Origin of the sequence: Pseudomonas sp. NPDC087804, assembly GCF_044742965.1 — a bacterium.
Classification (GTDB): domain Bacteria; phylum Pseudomonadota; class Gammaproteobacteria; order Pseudomonadales; family Pseudomonadaceae; genus Aquipseudomonas; species Aquipseudomonas rustica.
Genome location: NZ_JBIUVN010000031.1, coordinates 1 through 17,856, shown reverse-complemented (window position 1 = coordinate 17,856; position 17,856 = coordinate 1). Strand labels below are relative to the sequence as shown.

Here is a 17,856-nt window from a genome sequence, read left to right as displayed (position 1 = left end):
AATAGGGGGAAGCTGTTGCTTTTATGTAGGAGTGAGCCTGCTCGCGATGCAGGCGCTGAGGTACATCAGGTGTACCGAGGTGAATTCATCGCGAGCAGGCTCACTCCTACAGGGGATTTGCGTCAGATTGCGTTGTGGGTTTTCAGCCAGCCGAGGCCTGCTTCAGTGGTGGTCAGCGGCTTGTATTCGCAACCCACCCAACCCTGATAACCGATGCGGTCGAGGTGTTCGAACAGAAACCGATAGTTGATCTCACCGGTGCCCGGCTCGTTGCGGCCCGGGTTGTCCGCGAGCTGCACATGGTTGATCTCGCCCAGATGCGATTGCAGGGTGCGGGCCAGATCGCCTTCCATGATTTGCATGTGATAGATGTCGTATTGCAGATACAGATTGGCGCTGCCGACCTGTTCGCGAATCGACAGGGCTTGCGCCGTGTTGTTCAGGTAGAAACCCGGGATGTCGCGGGTGTTGATCGCTTCCATCACCAGTTTGATGCCCGCCGCTTGCAGCTTGTCAGCCGCGTATTTCAGGTTGGCAACGAAGGTTTTTTCCACAGTGACGTCATCAACGCCTTGCGGACGAATACCGGCCAGGCAGTTGATCTGGGTGTTGCCCAGCACTTGTGCGTAAGCGATCGCCAGATCGACACCGGCGCGGAACTCTTCAACCCGATCAGGCAGACACGCGATACCGCGCTCGCCCTTGGCCCAGTCACCGGCCGGCAGGTTGAACAGCACTTGGGTCAGACCGTTGGCGTCGAGCTTGGCCTTGATTTCGGCAGAGCTGAAATCGTACGGGAACAGGTACTCGACACCGCTGAAACCAGCCTTGGCGGCGGCGTCGAAACGGGCAAGGAAATCCTGTTCGGTGAACAGCATGGACAGGTTGGCTGCGAAACGCGGCATGGTGGTCTCCCGTTCTAGATTCTCGTTCCCACGCTCTGCGTGGGAATGCCTCAATGGACGCTCTGCGTCCGCTTTGGGACGCAGAGCGTCCCGGGCTGCGTTCCCACGCAGAGCGTGGGAACGATCAGCGGTCAGCAGTTAATCGAGCAGCGAAATCGCCGTTGGCGCATCGTTGCCGACCAGCGCCAGGTCTTCGAATTCGTTGACGGCGTTGATCTCGGTACCCATGGAGATGTTGGTCACACGCTCCAGAATGATCTCGACGATCACCGGCACTTTGAACTCTTCGATCATCTGTTCGGCCTTGCGCAGGGCAGGGGCGATTTCCGATGGTTCGAACACACGCAGCGCTTTACAGCCGAGGCCTTCAGCGACTGCGACGTGGTCAACACCGTAACCGTTGAGTTCCGGCGCGTTCAGGTTATCGAAGGACAGCTGCACGCAGTAGTCCATTTCGAACCCGCGCTGTGCCTGACGGATCAGACCCAGGTACGAGTTGTTCACCACGACGTGGATGTACGGCAGTTTGAACTGAGCGCCGACCGCCAGTTCTTCGATCATGAACTGGAAGTCATAGTCCCCCGACAGGGCCACGACTTTCCGGCTCGGATCGGCCTTCACCACGCCCAGCGCTGCCGGAATGGTCCAGCCCAACGGGCCGGCCTGGCCACAGTTGATCCAGTGACGCGGCTTGTAGACGTGCAGGAACTGCGCGCCGGCAATCTGCGACAGACCAATGGTGCTGACGTAGCAGGTGTCCTTGCCGAACACCTGGTTCATTTCTTCGTAAACGCGCTGTGGTTTCACCGGCACGTTGTCGAAGTGGGTCTTGCGGTGCAGGCTGGCTTTGCGCTGCTGGCAATCTTGCAGCCAGGCACTGCGGTTTTTCAGCTTGCCGGCGGCTTGCCATTCACGCGCCACTTCGATGAACACGGTCAGTGCTGCAGCGGCGTCGGACACGATGCCCAGATCCGGCGTGAACACACGACCGATCTGCGTGCCTTCGATGTCGACGTGAATGAACTTGCGGCCTTCGGTGTAAACGTCAACCGAACCGGTGTGGCGGTTAGCCCAACGGTTACCAATGCCCAACACCACGTCGGATTTCAGCATGGTCGCGTTGCCGTAGCGGTGCGACGTCTGCAGACCGACCATGCCGACCATCAGCGGGTGATCGTCCGGGATGGTGCCCCAGCCCATCAGGGTCGGGATTACCGGGATGCCGGTCAGCTCAGCGAATTCAACCAGCAGATCGCTGGCGTCGGCGTTGATGATGCCGCCGCCTGCTACCAACAGTGGACGCTCAGCCTGATCAAGCAGCGCCAAAGCCTTCTCGACCTGAATGCGGGTAGCGGTCGGTTTGGCCAATGGCAGCGGCTGGTAAGCGTCGATGTCGAATTCGATTTCGGCCATCTGCACGTCGAACGGCAGGTCGATCAGCACTGGGCCTGGACGGCCGGAGCGCATTTCAAAAAACGCTTTCTGGAACGCGTAAGGCACCTGGCCTGGTTCCAGAACAGTGGTCGCCCACTTGGTGACTGGCTTGACGATGCTGGTGATGTCGACAGCCTGGAAGTCTTCCTTGTGCATACGGGCGCGGGGTGCCTGGCCGGTAATGCAGAGGATTGGAATCGAGTCGGCCGAGGCGCTGTAGAGCCCGGTGACCATGTCGGTACCGGCAGGGCCGGAAGTACCGATGCACACGCCGATGTTGCCGGCTTTAGTGCGGGTGTAGCCCTCGGCCATGTGCGAGGCGCCTTCGACGTGGCGAGCAAGGACGTGATCGATGCCACCGACTTTCTGCAAGGCGGAGTACAGCGGGTTGATGGCAGCGCCCGGGATGCCAAAAGCGGTATCAACCCCTTCACGGCGCATCACCAGAACGGCGGCTTCGATTGCTCTCATTTTGCTCATGGTTTTGTGCCTCTTTACGTTTTGTAATTGTATACAAGTGGCTTTGCGCAGAGTGTATTCACGGCGGACGGCGCAGGTCAATCCATTTTCTCAAGCGCCTGTTTCATTCGTCGGAAGCCTTTATGACTGTGGCTTTTCGTCGCATGTGGCGCTTTTCGAGAATTATTGTATACAAAAAAATAATTCATTGTGTTCTATTTGTTGCATCGGACTGCGGCACAAAACCGCAGGCCCACGACTTTCCCTATAACAAAATGAGGACGGCACCATGAGCGCTTTAACCTTGAAAGTCGCAGTCAAACTGGTCAACGAGGCCATCAACGCAGGGCGCGGCATCAACGCCGCACCCCTGACCATCGCAGTACTCGACACCGGCGGCCACCTGGTGACCCTGCAACGCGAAGACGGCGCCAGCCTGCTCCGCCCACAAATCGCCATCGGCAAAGCCTGGGGCGCGATTGCCCTGGGTAAAGGCTCGCGCCTGCTCGCACTCGACGCGCAACAACGCCCGGCCTTTATTGCCGCGCTCAACAGCATGGGCCAGGGCAGCGTCGTGCCGGCACCGGGCGGTGTGTTGATTCGTGATCAGGCGGGGAATGTGCTGGGAGCGATCGGCATCAGCGGCGATCTGTCGGATATCGATGAGCAAGTGGCGATTAAAGCAGTGGAGGCGCTGGAGTTGCGGGCGGATGCGGGGGTGGCTGCTTGAATCTGCGTTGATTGAATAGCCGCTATCGCGAGCAGGCTCACTCCTACATAGGTTTGTGTTCAGACACAAAATGTTTGAACACCCCAGATCCCCTGTAGGAGTGAGCCTGCTCGCGATAGCTACCTCCCAGACACATCCTGCCAACTGATTGCCCGCCCCAATTGAATCCCCACAACTAGCCTTCTCATGACTTAAACATGGGAGGCAAAGGAATGCCGGATCTACCCGCGGCACATCGATTGCGAGTCGGACGCTATGCCGAAGCCAGTCGCATTTACCTGTTAACCACCAATACGCACCAGCGAAAACCAATCTTCAAGGACTTCCCCTTGGGCAGATTGGTCGTCGATCAATTTCGAAATGCGCAGAATTCCGGGCTGGCGAATTCTCTGGCTTGGGTGGTCATGCCAGATCATTTTCATTGGTTGGTTGAGTTACAGCAGGGATCTTTGAGTGAGCTGATGCAAAAGACCAAGTCGCTGAGCACTAAAGCGGTGAGGCAGGTCACTGGTGATTGCAGTCCTCTCTGGCAGAGAGGGTTTCATGACCGGGCATTAAGGCAGGAGGAGGATTTAGTGAAAATGGCGCGGTATGTGGTGGCCAACCCATTGCGGGCTGGCTTGGTGGAAAAGCTTGGTGACTATCCACTGTGGGATGCGATTTGGGTTTGAGCCGGAACCGTGGTGCCTCGATCGCGAGCAGGCTCACTCCTACATTTGGACCTGTGGGAGCGAGCCTGCTCGCGATAGCATCAGTCCGGTTCACACCCCTTCAACACCAACCGGATTATCGTCTGCGCCGCCGCTTCGTAATCCGCCTCATCCAGCTTCTCCTTCCCCGTCACCGCAGAAATCTGCCAGTCGAAGTCGGCGTAAGTCTGGGTCGCGGCCCAGATGCTAAACATCAGGTGATTAGGGTCGATCGGGGCGATCTGGCCGCGGTCGATCCAGCTCTGGATGCAGTCGATGTTGTGCTTGGCCTGGCCGTTGAGCTGTTCGACCAGGTCGGCGCTCAGGTGTGGGGCGCCGTGCATGATTTCGCTGGCGAACACTTTCGAGGCGAACGGCAGATCGCGGGAGATGCGGATCTTCGAGCGGATGTAGCCGCTCAGCACTTCGCTCGGAACGCCGTCCGGATTGAACGGGGTCGAGGCCTGCAAAATCGGCACGATGATGCTTTCCAGTACCTCGCGGTAAAGGTTTTCCTTGGACTTGAAGTAGTAGTAGACGTTGGGCTTGGGCAATCCCGCCTTGGCGGCGATGTCGCTGGTTTTGGTCGCAGCGAAGCCCTTGTCGGCAAACTCCTCACTGGCGGCACGCAGGATCAGTTCTTTGTTGCGCTCGCGGATTGTGCTCATAAACCCGGTGGTTCCTTGCCTGTTCTGGCGGTTGCGCATGGTAGCACCGGCCTCGCGCAGCGCTCAAGAATGCACCGCGTGGTCTATGGTCGCGTTATGCTTCGCAACATTCATACATAAAAGGAAACAGGATTCATGGCAGGAAGCAGTTTGCTGGTGCTGATCGATGACATCGCCACCGTTCTGGACGACGTTGCCTTGATGACCAAAATGGCCGCCAAGAAGACCGCGGGCGTGCTCGGCGATGATCTGGCGCTGAATGCCCAGCAAGTCTCCGGTGTGCGTGCCGAGCGGGAAATTCCGGTGGTCTGGGCGGTAGCGAAGGGTTCGTTCGTCAACAAACTGATCCTGGTGCCGTCGGCGCTGGCGATCAGTGCGTTCGTGCCGTGGCTGGTGACGCCGCTGTTGATGGTCGGCGGTGCTTACCTGTGCTTCGAGGGTTTCGAAAAACTTGCGCATAAATTTCTGCACAGCAAGGCTGAAGACGACACCGAGCATGCGCAACTGAAGGAAGCAGTGGCTGATCCTGCGACCGATCTGGTTGCCTACGAGAAGGACAAGATCAAGGGTGCGATCCGCACGGATTTCATCCTCTCGGCAGAAATCATCGCGATCACCCTCGGCACCGTGGCGGATGCGTCGCTGACTCAGCAAGTGGTCGTGATGTCGGGCATCGCTATCGTCATGACTGTTGGCGTTTACGGGTTGGTGGCGGGCATCGTCAAACTCGACGACCTCGGTTTGTGGCTGACGCAGAAGCCTGGGCAGGCAGCCAAGAAAATCGGCAGCGGCATTCTGAGCGCGGCGCCGTACATGATGAAAACCTTGTCGGTGGTCGGTACGGCGGCGATGTTTTTGGTTGGCGGCGGCATCCTTACTCACGGCGTGCCGGTGGTGCATCACTGGATTGAAGGTGTGGGCGCGGCGGCCGGTGGGGCCGGGTTTGCGGTGCCGATGTTGCTGAATGGCGTGGCGGGGATTATTGCCGGGGCAGTGGTGCTGGCGGTGGTTTCCGTCGTCGGCAAAATCTGGAAATCTGTTAAAGGCTGAAAGATCGCAACCTTCGGCAGCTCCTACAGGGTGTACGCGATGCCCATGTAGGAGCTGCCGCAGGCTGCGATCCTTTGATCTAAAAAAAGGGCCATTCGACTCGCATCGAATGGCCCTTTTTTGTACCCGCCGAAAACTATTCGGCGATCTGCAGCTTGCGTGCTTCGGTGTACACGTAACGCACTTTCTCGTACTCGAACGGCGAGTTCATCTGGCCGTAACGGAAGCTGGTCTGGTAGCGCTTGTCGACGGCGCGCAGGGCCCAGACTTCCGGGTGGTCGGAGCTGACTTCCGAAACGTTGAGGAAGTTGATCGCCGATTCGGCGGTGTAGTCCACGGCGAGGCCGGCGGTGTCGCGGATGTTCGATGGGCCGAGGATTGGCAGCACGAAGTAGGCACCGCCCGGTACGCCGTAGAAACCGAGGGTCTGACCGAAGTCTTCGCTCTGGCGCGGCAGGCCCATGGCGGTCGCCGGATCCCACAGACCGCCGATGCCGATCGTGGTGTTGAACAGCAGGCGCGCGGTGGTTTCCATCGAACGCTGGCCCTTGAACTGCAGCAAGCTGTTGATCAGGTTCGGCACGTCACCGAGGTTGTTGAAGAAGTTGCTCACGCCGGTGCGCACGAAGCTCGGCGTCACGTAGCGATAACCGTCGACCACCGGCAGGAACACCCATTCGTCGAAGCGGTAGTTGAAGTGGTAAACGCGGCGGTTCCACGATTCCAGCGGGTCGTAGACGTTCAGCGCGTTGAGCGTCGAACGCTCGAATTCGCGCTGATCCAGACCCGGATTGAATTTCAGTTTCGACAGCGGCTCCTTGAAGCCGTCACTGTCGACCACCACCGGTGCATTGGCTTTGCTGTTGTCGGCCTGAGCCACGCCTGCACAGAGTAACGCTGTCGCCAGCAGGAGATATTTAGCCACGGAAGAACTCCAGCATGGCGTCGCTGTTGACGCGGTAGTTAATGTTGCCGCAATGGCCGCCCAATGGATAAACGGTCAGGCGGTCGCCGAAGGTCTTGCGCAGGAAACCGAGGTCGCCCGGGCCGAGGATCACGTCGTCGGCGTTGTGCATCACGGCGATTTTCGGGCTGTCATGCAGGTAATCCTTGAGCGCATACAGGCTGGCCTGATCGACCAGTTGCAGCAGGCTGCCGCCGTCAGTACGCGCGCGCCACATCGGAATCACTTGATCGGTCAGGTAGCATTCGAAGTCGCACTGCAGCGCACGCTTGAGGTACGGCGTGAGGCTGGTGCCTTCGGTGATCTCGGTTTTCGGCGGGGTGATCAGACCACGACGATTGATCAAGTCCGAGGTGAACGCGATGTCGGCGGCCGAGAAGCGGAACGAGGTGCCGATCAACATCGCCATCTGCTCGTTGGTCAAATGCTGCTTGGACTGCTGGAAATCATAGAGCAGCGCATCGTTGAGATCGATGTAGCCTTTCTGCTGGAAGTAGCGGGTCAACTTGTTCAGCACCAGTTCATAGAACGTGGTGCTGTTGTTGATGCCTTTCACTTCGGTCTGTACCAGCTTGTCGAGGTTGCTGATCGAGGTGTAAAGGTTGACCGGCGGGTTGAGCAGCAGGACTTTCTTGAAGTTGAAGCTGCGGCGGGTTTCGTCCAGGTGCGCGACGAAGGCTGCGTCCAATGCGCCGAGGCTGTAACCGGTCAGGTAATACTCGGTCACCGGCAGTTTCGGGTTCTGCGCCCGCACGGCCTGCATGACCCGGTACATGTCTTCGGCATCGTCCTTGGTAATGCCGGGGGTGGCAAAACGTGAGGCGGCGCTGATGAAGTCGAAACTGGTCGGCGACGACAACTGCACAACGTGGTAGCCGGCCTTGTAGTAGAGCTTTTTCAGGTATTCGTTGAGCGTGCTGTCATAGCGCGCGCCGGTGCCGGCGATCAGGAAGATCAGCGGGGCCGGTTTGTCCTGGGTGGCGATGCGGTAGGTGAGCTTTTTCACCGCCCAGAAGTTGTCCGGCAGAATGAATTCACGCTCCGGGCGCAATGTGAGGCTGCGATCGGACTGATCGATGTCGTCATCCAGCGGCAGCTCCGGACGCAAATCCGGCGGGGTGGTGGCGATAGTCGCCTCAAACGGGTTGGTGAGGGGGTAGCCATAGCTGGCGGGGTCGATATCCACCGCCAGTGCGGACGCACTCAAAATAAGGCCGCTGAACAGCGCGGCGAAGCGCAAGGAACGGAGCATGACTAGATCCCTTAGAGGAAGGTGCCGAATGAAGTTCGCAGGCTATGACCACCGGGTTTGCGCCAAAGTGCCATGCAGCGGCACCAAACAGGCAGAATTCGGAGTAATAGTAGCTGGACGATACACTTTGCACGCCCTTGATGAACAGTTAACAGTTGTTATCGCTTGCGAAGTATTGAAGGCAGATTAAGCTGGCCGCCGATTTCCGAAGATTGGAGTGCTTCATGTCCCGCCGCTTGCCCTGGATTTTGCTGCTTGTTTTGTTGCCGCTATGGCTGGCCGCCAGCTATGGCGCGCGTTATGGCTTTATGGAAGACGGCAAATGGGTGGGCATCTGTGTGGATGAGGCCAGCCGTTGGGAATGCCAGGTGCGCTCGAACCTTGGTTTGATGATTCATTTCAAGGTGCTGGGCTGGACGGCACTGGGTGCGGCGCTGATCGGTTTTGTCGTGCCCGGGCGGGCAGGGTGGTGGCTGGCGGTGTTGGCGCTGGTGGCCGGATTGCCGGCGCTGGCGTTGTACAACACCACGTTGGCGGTGTTTGCGCTGGTGATTGCCGGGTTACGGTTGGTCAGAGCGTAAAAGATCGCAGCCTGCGGCAGCTCCTACATTGGGATGACGTACACCTTGTAGGAGCTGCCGAAGGCTGCGATCTTTTGATCTTCAGCCTCTGCGAACCCGCAGGCAGCGCCAAAGAGCCGCTACCATCAACCCGCTCACCAACGCCCAGCCCCAAGCCTGCTGATTCTGCAAACCTTCCACATACAACTGCGGCGCAATCCCCGCGCCGATGATAAACGCCAGCAAGGCAATCTCCCGACGTGGCACGCTCACCGGGCGGCACAGGTAAACCAGCGCCGGCAACACAAACGCCATGCTCGCAAAGCTGCGATAACGCGCGTCGAAGACCATCTCCAGCATCATCACCGCTGCGGCAAACCCTGCCGCCGCGACCAGCCAGCCCGCGCGACGCTCCAGCAGATTGAATGCCCGTTCACGCCATCCCGTCCGCACACTCAGCGTCAGCGCCGCATGCGTCAGCACCAACAAATTCAGCGCCGTCAGCAAACCAACCCACAGCCATTCACTGGTAAACCGCGTGGTCACGCGCGCCAGATCGCCCCATGCGCCAATCGAACACGCGGCGAGGGCGCCCAGCAGTGGCAACACCAGTGCAGCGCGCGTACTGCGAACGCGTCCGCCCAGCAGCAAAGTGCCGAGGAAAATCAAACCACCGACCGCCAGCCATTCTTTCCAGTACGGCACATTGGTCACCGGCCCGGCGAGCACGCCTTTGTCCTGACGATCCGCATCAAACAGACCCCAATACCCGCCGACAGCGCCTTCACTGCCACGTTTCCACGGCTGGTCAAACGCTTCGATCAGGTTGTAATGCCAGCCTTCTTTTTCGGCCATCGCGACAAAACCACGAATGAATTTGGCCTCGTTGACCCGGCTCGGCAGGGCGGTCTCGCGCTGACGGCCTTCGCTCGGCCAACCGGTTTCGCCAATCATCACGTCCTTCGGCGCGAACTTGTTGCCGAACACGCGGCGCACATCCGCCACGTGTTGCAGGGCGGCATCGATGTTCGACGGATCATCTTCCCAGTACGGCAGCAAATGAATGGTCAGGAAATCCACCGCCGGCGCGACTTCCGGGTGCTTGAGCCAGAACTCCCAGACATCGGCGTACGTGACCGGTTGCTTGACCTGGCTTTTGACCTTGTTGATCAGTCGGGCCAGTTGCGCGCCGGTGACTTCTTTGCGCAGCAGCGCTTCGTTGCCGACGATCACCGCGCTGACCACGTCCGGGTTGGCGTTGGCCGATTTGATCAGCAGGTCGACTTCCTTTTCAGTGTCGACCGGGTTGCTGTTGACCCACGCGCCGATCATCAATTTCAGACCGTGTTTGCGCGCCAGATCCGGCAACGCTTCGAGGCCCGTCATCGAGTAGGTGCGAATGCATTCAAAACGTGTCGCCAGCAGCGCGAGGTCAGCGTCCATGCGCTCCGGGCGCAGTTTGAACGGCACGTCGAACGGCGACTGATCCTTATCGAACGGCGTATAGGACGCGCATTGCAGCTTGTGCGTCGGCGTCGCGGCGTCCGGCAGAATCACCGGTTGGCCGAGGCCATACCAGAAGCCGCCGAGCGCAAACAGCCCAAGCAGGCAGGCGAATAAATAAGCAGGGAAGGGGAAGCGGGACGTCGCGGACATGGTCGGGCCGAGTGGCTGCAAAGCGACGCATGTTACCTGCATTTATAGAGGGGTTGGTGGCCCGCACGATTTTGACATGCAAAGTTCGGGCGGATTGTCTGGCGCCAATTATTCGAAGGCAGTTAATGGCCTTCTGATGTCGTTTCTTATTGTCTTGAGGTCGCTGACAGAGCAGGTCGCGAGGGGCGTGAGGTTGATGATCAAAGCATCAGCACTCCACTGATGTTCCAGCGAGTTTGCGGTCGGGCGTGATGGGGGCGCTGTGCACCATAACAATACGTTGACGCCGCCCGTCATCCGTCGGGCGCAGCATTTCGGGGAAGTAACGATGAAGATGCGACGACTTTTAGGCGCAAGTGCTGCTCTGGTGCTTGCGATGAGCTCCACTTTCGCCAGTGCAGAAAAGCAGACCCTGAACATCGGTTACGTTGACGGCTGGTCCGACAGCGTGGCGACCACCCACGTAGCCGCCGAAGTGATCAAACAGAAACTCGGCTACGACGTGAAACTGCAAGCCGTCGCCACCGGGATCATGTGGCAGGGCGTTGCCACCGGCAAACTCGACGCCATGCTCTCGGCCTGGCTGCCAGTAACGCACGGCGAATACTGGACGAAAAACAAGGATCTGGTCGTCGATTACGGCCCGAACTTCAAGGATGCAAAAATCGGCCTGATCGTGCCGGAGTACGTCAAAGCCAAATCGATCGAAGACCTGAAAACCGACGACACCTTCAAAAACCGCATCGTCGGCATCGACGCCGGTTCAGGCGTGATGCTCAAGACCGATCAAGCGATCAAGGATTACGGCCTCGACAAATACAGCCTTAAAGCCAGTTCCGGCGCCGGCATGATTGCCGAGCTGACCCGTGCCGAGAAGAAAAACGAATCCATCGCCGTCACCGGTTGGGTGCCGCACTGGATGTTCGCCAAGTGGAAACTGCGCTTCCTCGACGACCCGAAAGGTGTGTACGGCGCGGCTGAAACCGTGAACAGCATCGGCAGCAAAGGGCTGGAAGCCAAGGCACCGGAAGTGGCCAAGTTCCTGAAGAACTTCCAGTGGGCTTCGAAAGACGAAATCGGCGAAGTGATGCTGGCGATTCAAGACGGCGCCAAGCCTGAAGCCGCAGCGAAAGATTGGGTGGCCAAACACCCGGATCGCGTGGCTGACTGGACTAAATAACCGCAACACCCCTGTACCCCTGTAGGAGTGAGCCTGCTCGCGATAGCGTCCTGTCAGTTGATGAAAATATCGACTGATATAACGCCATCGCGAGCAGGCTCACTCCTACAGTTGTTTTGTGCTGTACCGGAAATTGGCAAAAGTGTCATGGCGTTCTACTACTAAGGTCGTCTGTTCCCGCTCCCGCAGCCGCATACATTAGCTATGTTCCAACAATAATTTGTGCTGCGAGGATAAAAACAATGAACGACAGCATTTACCTCTCGATTCAAAACAGTCCCCGATTCAAGGAGCTGGTACAGAAAAGGGAACGATTCGCCTGGATTCTCTCGGCAATCATGCTAGGGCTTTACTCCGCATTCATCCTTCTGATTGCTTACGGGCCGCATATTCTGGGCGCGAAGATCAGTCCTGAATCATCCATTACCTGGGGTATCCCGATCGGTGTCGGCCTGATTCTGTCTGCCTTCATCCTGACCGGTATCTACGTGCGCCGCGCCAATGGCGAGTTTGACGACCTGAACAATGCGATTCTCAAGGAGGCTCAGCAATGATCCGGCGTCTACTGGCTTTATTAAGTGTTGCAGCATTTGCACCGGGTGCCTGGGCGGCGGATGCGCTGACGGGTGAAGTGGCCAAACAGCCGTTGAATATTCCTGCGATCCTGATGTTCGTGGCGTTCGTCGGTGCCACGCTGTACATCACCTACTGGGCCTCGAAGAAAAACAACTCGGCCGCCGACTACTATGCGGCGGGTGGCAAGATCACCGGTTTCCAGAACGGTCTGGCGATTGCCGGTGACTACATGTCGGCGGCGTCCTTCCTGGGGATTTCCGCGCTGGTGTTCACCTCCGGCTACGACGGCCTGATCTACTCGATCGGCTTCCTGGTGGGCTGGCCGATCATTCTGTTCCTGATCGCTGAGCGTCTGCGTAACCTGGGTAAATACACCTTTGCCGACGTGGCGTCCTACCGCCTCGGGCAAACCCAGATTCGCACCCTGTCTGCCTGCGGTTCGCTGGTGGTGGTGGCGTTCTACCTGATCGCGCAAATGGTCGGTGCCGGTAAGCTGATCCAGCTGTTGTTCGGCCTCGATTACCACGTTGCAGTGATTCTGGTCGGCGTGCTGATGTGCATGTACGTGCTGTTTGGCGGCATGCTGGCGACCACTTGGGTGCAGATCATCAAGGCTGTGCTGCTGCTGTCCGGTGCCTCGTTCATGGCGCTGATGGTCATGAAGCATGTCGGCTTCGACTTCAACACGCTGTTCTCCGAGGCGATCAAGGTTCACGCCAAAGGCGAAGCGATCATGAGCCCGGGCGGTCTGGTCAAGGATCCGATTTCGGCCTTCTCCCTGGGTCTGGCGCTGATGTTCGGTACCGCTGGCCTGCCACACATTCTGATGCGCTTCTTCACCGTGAGTGACGCAAAAGAAGCACGTAAGAGCGTGTTGTACGCGACTGGCTTTATCGGCTACTTCTACATCCTGACCTTCATCATCGGCTTCGGCGCGATCCTGCTGGTCAGCACCAACCCGGCCTTCAAAGATGCTGCTGGCGCGCTGTTGGGCGGCAACAACATGGCGGCGGTGCACTTGGCCAACGCGGTCGGCGGCAGCATCTTCCTCGGCTTTATCTCGGCGGTAGCGTTTGCGACCATTCTGGCGGTTGTGGCGGGTCTGACCCTGGCCGGTGCTTCGGCGGTGTCTCACGACCTGTACGCTAGCGTGATCAAGAAGGGCAAGGCGAACGAGAAGGACGAGATTCGTGTGTCGAAGATCACCACCATTGCTTTGGCGGTGTTGGCGATTGGCCTGGGTATTTTGTTCGAAAGTCAGAACATTGCGTTCATGGTGGGCCTGGCGTTCTCGATCGCGGCGAGCTGTAACTTCCCGGTGCTGTTGCTTTCGATGTACTGGAAGAAGCTGACCACTCGTGGCGCGATGATTGGCGGCTGGTTGGGGTTGATCAGTGCTGTTGGCCTGATGATCCTTGGCCCAACCATCTGGGTGCAGATTCTGCATCATGAGAAGGCGATCTTCCCTTACGAGTATCCGGCGCTGTTTTCGATGATCATTGCCTTTGTGGGTATTTGGTTCTTCTCGATTACGGATAAGTCGGCGGCGGCGGACAAAGAACGTGCGCTGTTCTTCCCGCAGTTTGTGCGTTCGCAGACTGGGTTGGGGGCGAGTGGGGCGGTTTCTCACTGATGGTTTGATGGTTTGGTAATGTTGTGCTGAATGCCCCGGTTGAGAGATCGGGGCATTTTTTGTGGGCGGTTATCGGACTTTGGTGTGTTTTTTTTGATTGGGTGAATATCCGTTGCTGCGGTAACGGCGGCTTTGGGTTTCGCCCTGACGGCGACTCACTTTTTTTCAAACGCCAAAAAAAGTAAGCAAAAAACGCTTGCTCCTGCGTGCGGCCCGCTCGCTGGGGCTCGGGGTTCCTTCGCTGCGGGATCGATCCGGGCGCAGCGCCTACGGTTTGCTTCGCTGCACCTCCTCTCGCTGTGTTTGGCTGCGCCAAACGGTCGCTGCGCTCCCACCCCCGGATCAATCCCTCCACTCAGCCTTCCGACGTCGCTCGTGGGTCAAGATCAAGAGCAGGCGAGCTGACACTCGGCCTATTGAGTGGTGAAGAGCACAGCGCGCACGGTTTTAGTTTTTGTGGTGCTCTTGCCCCTCACCCCAGCCCTCTCCCGAGGGAGAGGGAGCCGATTTGTGAGCCTTTCAAAGTCTGAGTTCGACGCGGTATTTCAAGTCGGCGTCTTTCTCCCAAACACCTCGGTCAGTCCCCTCTCCCTCTGGGAGAGGGTTAGGGTGAGGGGCAGTTGATTTTGATCTGGCTTTGGCTTTTGATCTTTTGCCCCATCGGCAGGCCGAGCGGAGGTGTTCATCAGGGGGTAGGCGCGCAGCGCCGTTCGACGAAGTCGAACACATCGAGAGGAGGTGCAGCGAAGCAAACCGTAGGCGATGCCCCCGGATGGACACCGTAGCGAGGGAACACTGAGCCTCAGCGAAGTGCCGTACGCCAGGGGCAAAGCCTTTTGGTTCCTTTTTGGCGTTTGAAAAAGGGACTCGCTGTAAGAGCGAAACCGCCAGCGGCAGCACCCGCAAAAACGGATATACACCCAACCCTCAAATCCAGTCGGCCCACAGGCCGCTGAGACCAAACAAACAAAAACGGCCCCTATATAAATAGAGGCCGTTCCCGGTACAACTTAAGACGTTATCGCAAGACAGGTCTTATTTGCGATCTTCCAGCTTGGAAATATCACGCGACTCGTAGCCAGTGTACAACTGGCGCGGACGGCCAATCTTGTACGGGCTCGAAAGCATCTCTTTCCAGTGCGAAATCCAGCCAACAGTACGTGCCAGCGCGAAAATCACCGTAAACATGCTGGTCGGAATGCCGATCGCCTTGAGGATAATCCCCGAGTAGAAATCGACGTTCGGGTACAGCGAGCGCTCGATGAAGTACGGGTCAGTCAACGCAATCTCTTCCAGGCGCATGGCCAGCTCGAGTTGCGGATCATTATTAATGCCCAGTTCCTTCAACACTTCGTCACAGGTCTGCTTCATGACAGTCGCGCGAGGGTCGCGGTTCTTGTAAACGCGGTGACCGAAGCCCATCAGCTTGAACGGATCGTTCTTGTCCTTGGCCTTGGCGATGAACTTGTCGATGTTCGACACATCGCCAATCTCATCCAGCATGGTCAGAACGGCTTCGTTCGCACCACCGTGAGCAGGGCCCCACAGTGCGGCGATACCGGCGGCGATACAGGCGAACGGGTTGGCACCCGAAGAACCTGCCAGACGTACGGTGGAAGTCGATGCGTTCTGCTCGTGGTCGGCATGGAGGATGAAAATCCGGTCCATGGCCTTGGCGAGCACCGGGCTGATCGGTTTGATCTCGCACGGGGTGTTGAACATCATGTGCAGGAAGTTTTCCGCGTACGTCAGGTCGTTGCGCGGGTACATCATGGGTTGACCCATGGAGTACTTGTAAACCATCGCTGCGAGGGTCGGCATCTTGGCAACCAGACGGATCGCGGAGATTTCGCGATGCTGCGGGTTATTGATGTCGAGGGAGTCGTGGTAGAAGGCCGAGAGGGCGCCGACTACACCGCACATGACGGCCATTGGGTGGGCGTCGCGACGGAAGCCGTTGAAGAAGGTTTTCAGCTGCTCGTGAACCATGGTGTGGTTTTTCACGGTGCTGACGAACTGGGCCTTCTGTTCTGCGGTCGGCAATTCGCCGTTGAGCAGCAGGTAGCAGGTTTCCAGGTAGTCCGACTTTTCAGCCAGCTGTTCGATCGGGTAGCCGCGGTGCAACAGAATGCCGTTGTCGCCGTCGATATAGGTGATCTTCGATTCGCACGAAGCGGTCGACATGAAACCCGGGTCGAAAGTGAAGCGGCCCGTGGCCGTCAGGCCCCGAACATCGATTACATCGGGACCAACGGTGCCGGTTAAAATGGGCAGCTCGACGGGGGCTGCGCCCTCGATGATCAACTGCGCTTTTTTGTCAGCCATGTGGCCTCCTATTTATGCTTGAACCATCAGACAGACCCCCCACGCAGGGCCCGCACCACTATAGTGAGATAAATTCGAATGTCAATTTGCCTAAAGTCTTGCTCCAGAAGGCTTTAAGCGCACTTTTTCCTCGAAATTGCCTGCCATTTACGCCTTTTATGCAACTTGTGCAATCAGCTATTGGGGGTAGGTGATTGCGTTGTCATTAGTAGCCTAACTGTCTATACTCGGCCACCGACCGCCAAGGGCTTTTGGGCTTGCTTTCATTGGGGGTCGCATCCCTGGGTGGTGGTTACCTGACCAGTGCACTCCCCAACAACTTTGCCCTGATTGTTAGGGGCTCTTCAGTGTGAAAAAAAAGCCGTGAAAAGCCAACGACCTGTAAACCTAGACCTAAGGACCATCAAACTCCCAGTCACTGCTTACACGTCCATTCTTCACCGAATCTCCGGTGTCATCCTCTTCGTGTGCCTTGCCATCATGCTTTACGCATTGGACAAGTCGCTGAGCTCCGAGGAAGGCTTCGGTCAGGTGAAAGCGTGTCTGACCAGTCCGCTAGCCAAGCTAGTGATTTGGGGCATCCTGTCCGCTCTGCTGTATCACTTGGTAGCCGGTGTGCGCCACTTGATCATGGACATGGGCATCGGTGAGACGCTGGAAGGCGGCAAGCTGGGCTCGAAAATCGTTATCGCCGTTTCCGTGGTGGTAATCGTTCTGGCAGGAGTTTGGATATGGTAACTAACGTCACGAACCTCTCGCGTTCGGGCCTCTATGACTGGATGGCGCAACGTGTGTCTGCGGTCGTTCTCGCGGCTTACTTCATCTTCCTGATCGGATACGTCGTGGCCCACCCTGGCCTCGAGTATGCCCAGTGGCATGAACTGTTCGCCCACAACGGGATGCGTATTTTCAGCCTCCTGGCCCTTGTTGCCCTTGGCGCTCACGCCTGGGTCGGCATGTGGACCATCGCGACTGACTACTTGACGCCAATGGCGTTCGGCAAGTCCGCGACGGCTATACGTTTCCTTTTCCAGGCAGTATGCGGCGTTGCGATGTTCGCTTACTTCGTCTGGGGTGTGCAGATTCTCTGGGGTATCTGAGTCATGGCTAACATTCCAACGATTTCTTTCGACGCCATCATTATTGGTGGTGGCGGTGCCGGCATGCGCGCTGCGCTGCAACTGGCACAGGGCGGTCACAAGACTGCCGTGATCACCAAGGTTTTCCCGACCCGTTCGCACACTGTTTCCGCTCAAGGCGGCATCACTTGCGCAATCGCGTCCGCTGACCCGAACGATGACTGGCGCTGGCACATGTACGATACCGTCAAGGGTTCCGACTACATCGGTGACCAGGACGCTATCGAATACATGTGTCAGGAAGGCCCGGCTGCTGTTTATGAGCTGGACCACATGGGCATGCCGTTCTCGCGTACCGAACAGGGCCGCATCTACCAGCGTCCGTTCGGCGGCCAGTCCAAGGATTACGGCAAGGGCGGGCAGGCTGCCCGTACGTGCGCCGCTTCCGACCGTACCGGTCACGCGCTGCTGCACACCCTTTATCAGGGCAACCTGAAAGCCGGTACCACGTTCCTGAACGAGTACTACGCTGTCGATCTGGTGAAAAACCAGGAAGGCGACTTCGTCGGTGTGATCGCGATCTGCATCGAAACCGGCGAAACCACCTACATCCGCGCCAAAGCCACCGTATTGGCTACCGGCTGTGCAGGTCGTATCTACGCGTCCACCACCAACGCCCTGATCAACACCGGTGAC

At 58.0% G+C, this 17,856-nt stretch carries 17 protein-coding genes; 10 read left to right on the top strand and 7 right to left on the bottom strand.

All coding sequences use genetic code 11. From position 1 onward, the window contains the following. Window positions 1-122 precede the first annotated feature (122 nt). A complete protein-coding gene (gene hyi / locus ACIOMO_RS24435) occupies window positions 123-905 on the bottom strand; it encodes a hydroxypyruvate isomerase (RefSeq protein ID WP_159812681.1) in 783 nt (260 codons plus the stop codon). 138 nt (window positions 906-1,043) lie between these two features. Further along, the gene (gene gcl, locus ACIOMO_RS24430) at window positions 1,044-2,819 is read right to left on the bottom strand and encodes a glyoxylate carboligase (RefSeq protein ID WP_105709417.1); all 1,776 of its coding nucleotides are present in this window, start codon (window positions 2,817-2,819) and stop codon (window positions 1,044-1,046) included. Window positions 2,820-3,087: 268 nt separating this feature from the next. Here gcl and ACIOMO_RS24425 point away from each other — a divergent pair, with 268 nt between their 5' ends. Both ACIOMO_RS24425 and ACIOMO_RS24420 read left to right on the top strand, forming a co-directional pair. After that, the gene (locus tag ACIOMO_RS24425; protein ID WP_053118462.1) at window positions 3,088-3,528 is read left to right on the top strand and encodes a heme-binding protein; all 441 of its coding nucleotides are present in this window, start codon (window positions 3,088-3,090) and stop codon (window positions 3,526-3,528) included. A gap of 212 nt (window positions 3,529-3,740) precedes the next feature. Next, entirely contained in the window at window positions 3,741-4,199 is a 459-nt protein-coding gene (locus ACIOMO_RS24420) for an REP-associated tyrosine transposase (protein ID WP_401244044.1), read from the top strand. A gap of 80 nt (window positions 4,200-4,279) precedes the next feature. Here the strand turns inward: ACIOMO_RS24420 and ACIOMO_RS24415 are convergent, their stop codons facing one another. Beyond that, window positions 4,280-4,885, bottom strand: a complete 606-nt coding sequence (locus tag ACIOMO_RS24415) for a TetR/AcrR family transcriptional regulator (RefSeq protein ID WP_150647094.1) — start codon at window positions 4,883-4,885, stop codon at window positions 4,280-4,282. A 135-nt stretch (window positions 4,886-5,020) separates the two neighbouring features. Between ACIOMO_RS24415 and ACIOMO_RS24410 the strand changes: the two genes are divergently transcribed. Then, entirely contained in the window at window positions 5,021-5,935 is a 915-nt protein-coding gene (locus ACIOMO_RS24410) for a DUF808 domain-containing protein (protein WP_053118471.1), read from the top strand. Window positions 5,936-6,071: 136 nt separating this feature from the next. Here the strand turns inward: ACIOMO_RS24410 and ACIOMO_RS24405 are convergent, their stop codons facing one another. Both ACIOMO_RS24405 and ACIOMO_RS24400 read right to left on the bottom strand, forming a co-directional pair. Continuing rightward, on the bottom strand, window positions 6,072-6,860 hold the full coding sequence (locus ACIOMO_RS24405; RefSeq protein WP_053118473.1) for a VacJ family lipoprotein: 789 nt from the start codon (window positions 6,858-6,860) through the stop codon (window positions 6,072-6,074). Then, window positions 6,853-8,151, bottom strand: coding sequence for a serine/threonine protein kinase (locus tag ACIOMO_RS24400; protein ID WP_053118475.1), 1,299 nt, complete (start codon window positions 8,149-8,151; stop codon window positions 6,853-6,855). Before ACIOMO_RS24400 ends, ACIOMO_RS24405 begins: the two co-directional genes overlap by 8 nt. A gap of 224 nt (window positions 8,152-8,375) precedes the next feature. On the opposite strand from ACIOMO_RS24400, the gene ACIOMO_RS24395 reads away from it, so the two are divergent. Next, complete coding sequence (locus ACIOMO_RS24395) at window positions 8,376-8,732, top strand: hypothetical protein (protein ID WP_401244041.1); 357 nt, start codon at window positions 8,376-8,378, stop codon at window positions 8,730-8,732. An 81-nt stretch (window positions 8,733-8,813) separates the two neighbouring features. On the opposite strand, the gene ACIOMO_RS24390 is transcribed toward ACIOMO_RS24395, so the two are convergent. After that, window positions 8,814-10,409: a glycosyl hydrolase family 17 protein gene (locus ACIOMO_RS24390; protein WP_401244039.1), complete on the bottom strand. Its 1,596-nt coding sequence runs from the start codon at window positions 10,407-10,409 to the stop codon at window positions 8,814-8,816. Between the two features lie 286 nt (window positions 10,410-10,695). On the opposite strand from ACIOMO_RS24390, the gene ACIOMO_RS24385 reads away from it, so the two are divergent. The 3 genes from ACIOMO_RS24385 to ACIOMO_RS24375 all read left to right on the top strand — a co-directional run bounded on the left by ACIOMO_RS24385 (window position 10,696) and on the right by ACIOMO_RS24375 (window position 13,756). Next, window positions 10,696-11,547 (top strand): glycine betaine ABC transporter substrate-binding protein, encoded by an 852-nt coding sequence (locus ACIOMO_RS24385; protein WP_053118481.1) that lies wholly within the window; start codon window positions 10,696-10,698, stop codon window positions 11,545-11,547. A gap of 242 nt (window positions 11,548-11,789) precedes the next feature. Beyond that, a complete protein-coding gene (locus ACIOMO_RS24380) occupies window positions 11,790-12,101 on the top strand; it encodes a DUF485 domain-containing protein (protein ID WP_016987516.1) in 312 nt (103 codons plus the stop codon). Continuing rightward, a complete protein-coding gene (locus ACIOMO_RS24375) occupies window positions 12,098-13,756 on the top strand; it encodes a cation acetate symporter (RefSeq protein ID WP_053118483.1) in 1,659 nt (552 codons plus the stop codon). The genes ACIOMO_RS24380 and ACIOMO_RS24375 overlap by 4 nt, the downstream gene beginning before the upstream one ends. 1,035 nt (window positions 13,757-14,791) lie before the next feature. Here the strand turns inward: ACIOMO_RS24375 and gltA are convergent. After that, window positions 14,792-16,081, bottom strand: coding sequence for a citrate synthase (gene gltA / locus ACIOMO_RS24370; protein ID WP_007919904.1), 1,290 nt, complete (start codon window positions 16,079-16,081; stop codon window positions 14,792-14,794). A gap of 363 nt (window positions 16,082-16,444) precedes the next feature. Here gltA and sdhC point away from each other — a divergent pair, with 363 nt between their 5' ends. From sdhC to ACIOMO_RS24355, 3 genes are all read left to right on the top strand, one after another. After that, complete coding sequence (gene sdhC, locus ACIOMO_RS24365; RefSeq protein ID WP_016773673.1) at window positions 16,445-16,819, top strand: succinate dehydrogenase, cytochrome b556 subunit; 375 nt, start codon at window positions 16,445-16,447, stop codon at window positions 16,817-16,819. Continuing rightward, complete coding sequence (sdhD, locus tag ACIOMO_RS24360; RefSeq protein ID WP_003222999.1) at window positions 16,813-17,181, top strand: succinate dehydrogenase, hydrophobic membrane anchor protein; 369 nt, start codon at window positions 16,813-16,815, stop codon at window positions 17,179-17,181. The genes sdhC and sdhD overlap by 7 nt, the downstream gene beginning before the upstream one ends. Before the next feature lie 3 nt (window positions 17,182-17,184). Further along, window positions 17,185-17,856: FAD-dependent oxidoreductase (locus ACIOMO_RS24355; RefSeq protein ID WP_401244037.1), on the top strand; the 672-nt coding region annotated here is incomplete at its 3' end.

Excerpts from the sequence above, each read along its gene's own strand:
- hyi (WP_159812681.1), bottom strand. The coding sequence starts at position 905 with ATGCCGCGTTTCGCAGCCAACCTGTCCATGCTGTTCACCGAACAGGAT.
- gcl (WP_105709417.1), bottom strand. The coding sequence starts at position 2,819 with ATGAGCAAAATGAGAGCAATCGAAGCCGCCGTTCTGGTGATGCGCCGT.
- ACIOMO_RS24425 (WP_053118462.1), top strand. The coding sequence starts at position 3,088 with ATGAGCGCTTTAACCTTGAAAGTCGCAGTCAAACTGGTCAACGAGGCC.
- ACIOMO_RS24420 (WP_401244044.1), top strand. The coding sequence starts at position 3,741 with ATGCCGGATCTACCCGCGGCACATCGATTGCGAGTCGGACGCTATGCC.
- ACIOMO_RS24415 (WP_150647094.1), bottom strand. The coding sequence starts at position 4,885 with ATGAGCACAATCCGCGAGCGCAACAAAGAACTGATCCTGCGTGCCGCC.
- ACIOMO_RS24410 (WP_053118471.1), top strand. The coding sequence starts at position 5,021 with ATGGCAGGAAGCAGTTTGCTGGTGCTGATCGATGACATCGCCACCGTT.
- ACIOMO_RS24400 (WP_053118475.1), bottom strand. The coding sequence starts at position 8,151 with ATGCTCCGTTCCTTGCGCTTCGCCGCGCTGTTCAGCGGCCTTATTTTG.
- ACIOMO_RS24395 (WP_401244041.1), top strand. The coding sequence starts at position 8,376 with ATGTCCCGCCGCTTGCCCTGGATTTTGCTGCTTGTTTTGTTGCCGCTA.
- ACIOMO_RS24390 (WP_401244039.1), bottom strand. The coding sequence starts at position 10,409 with ATGCAGGTAACATGCGTCGCTTTGCAGCCACTCGGCCCGACCATGTCC.
- ACIOMO_RS24385 (WP_053118481.1), top strand. The coding sequence starts at position 10,696 with ATGAAGATGCGACGACTTTTAGGCGCAAGTGCTGCTCTGGTGCTTGCG.
- ACIOMO_RS24380 (WP_016987516.1), top strand. The coding sequence starts at position 11,790 with ATGAACGACAGCATTTACCTCTCGATTCAAAACAGTCCCCGATTCAAG.
- ACIOMO_RS24375 (WP_053118483.1), top strand. The coding sequence starts at position 12,098 with ATGATCCGGCGTCTACTGGCTTTATTAAGTGTTGCAGCATTTGCACCG.
- gltA (WP_007919904.1), bottom strand. The coding sequence starts at position 16,081 with ATGGCTGACAAAAAAGCGCAGTTGATCATCGAGGGCGCAGCCCCCGTC.
- sdhD (WP_003222999.1), top strand. The coding sequence starts at position 16,813 with ATGGTAACTAACGTCACGAACCTCTCGCGTTCGGGCCTCTATGACTGG.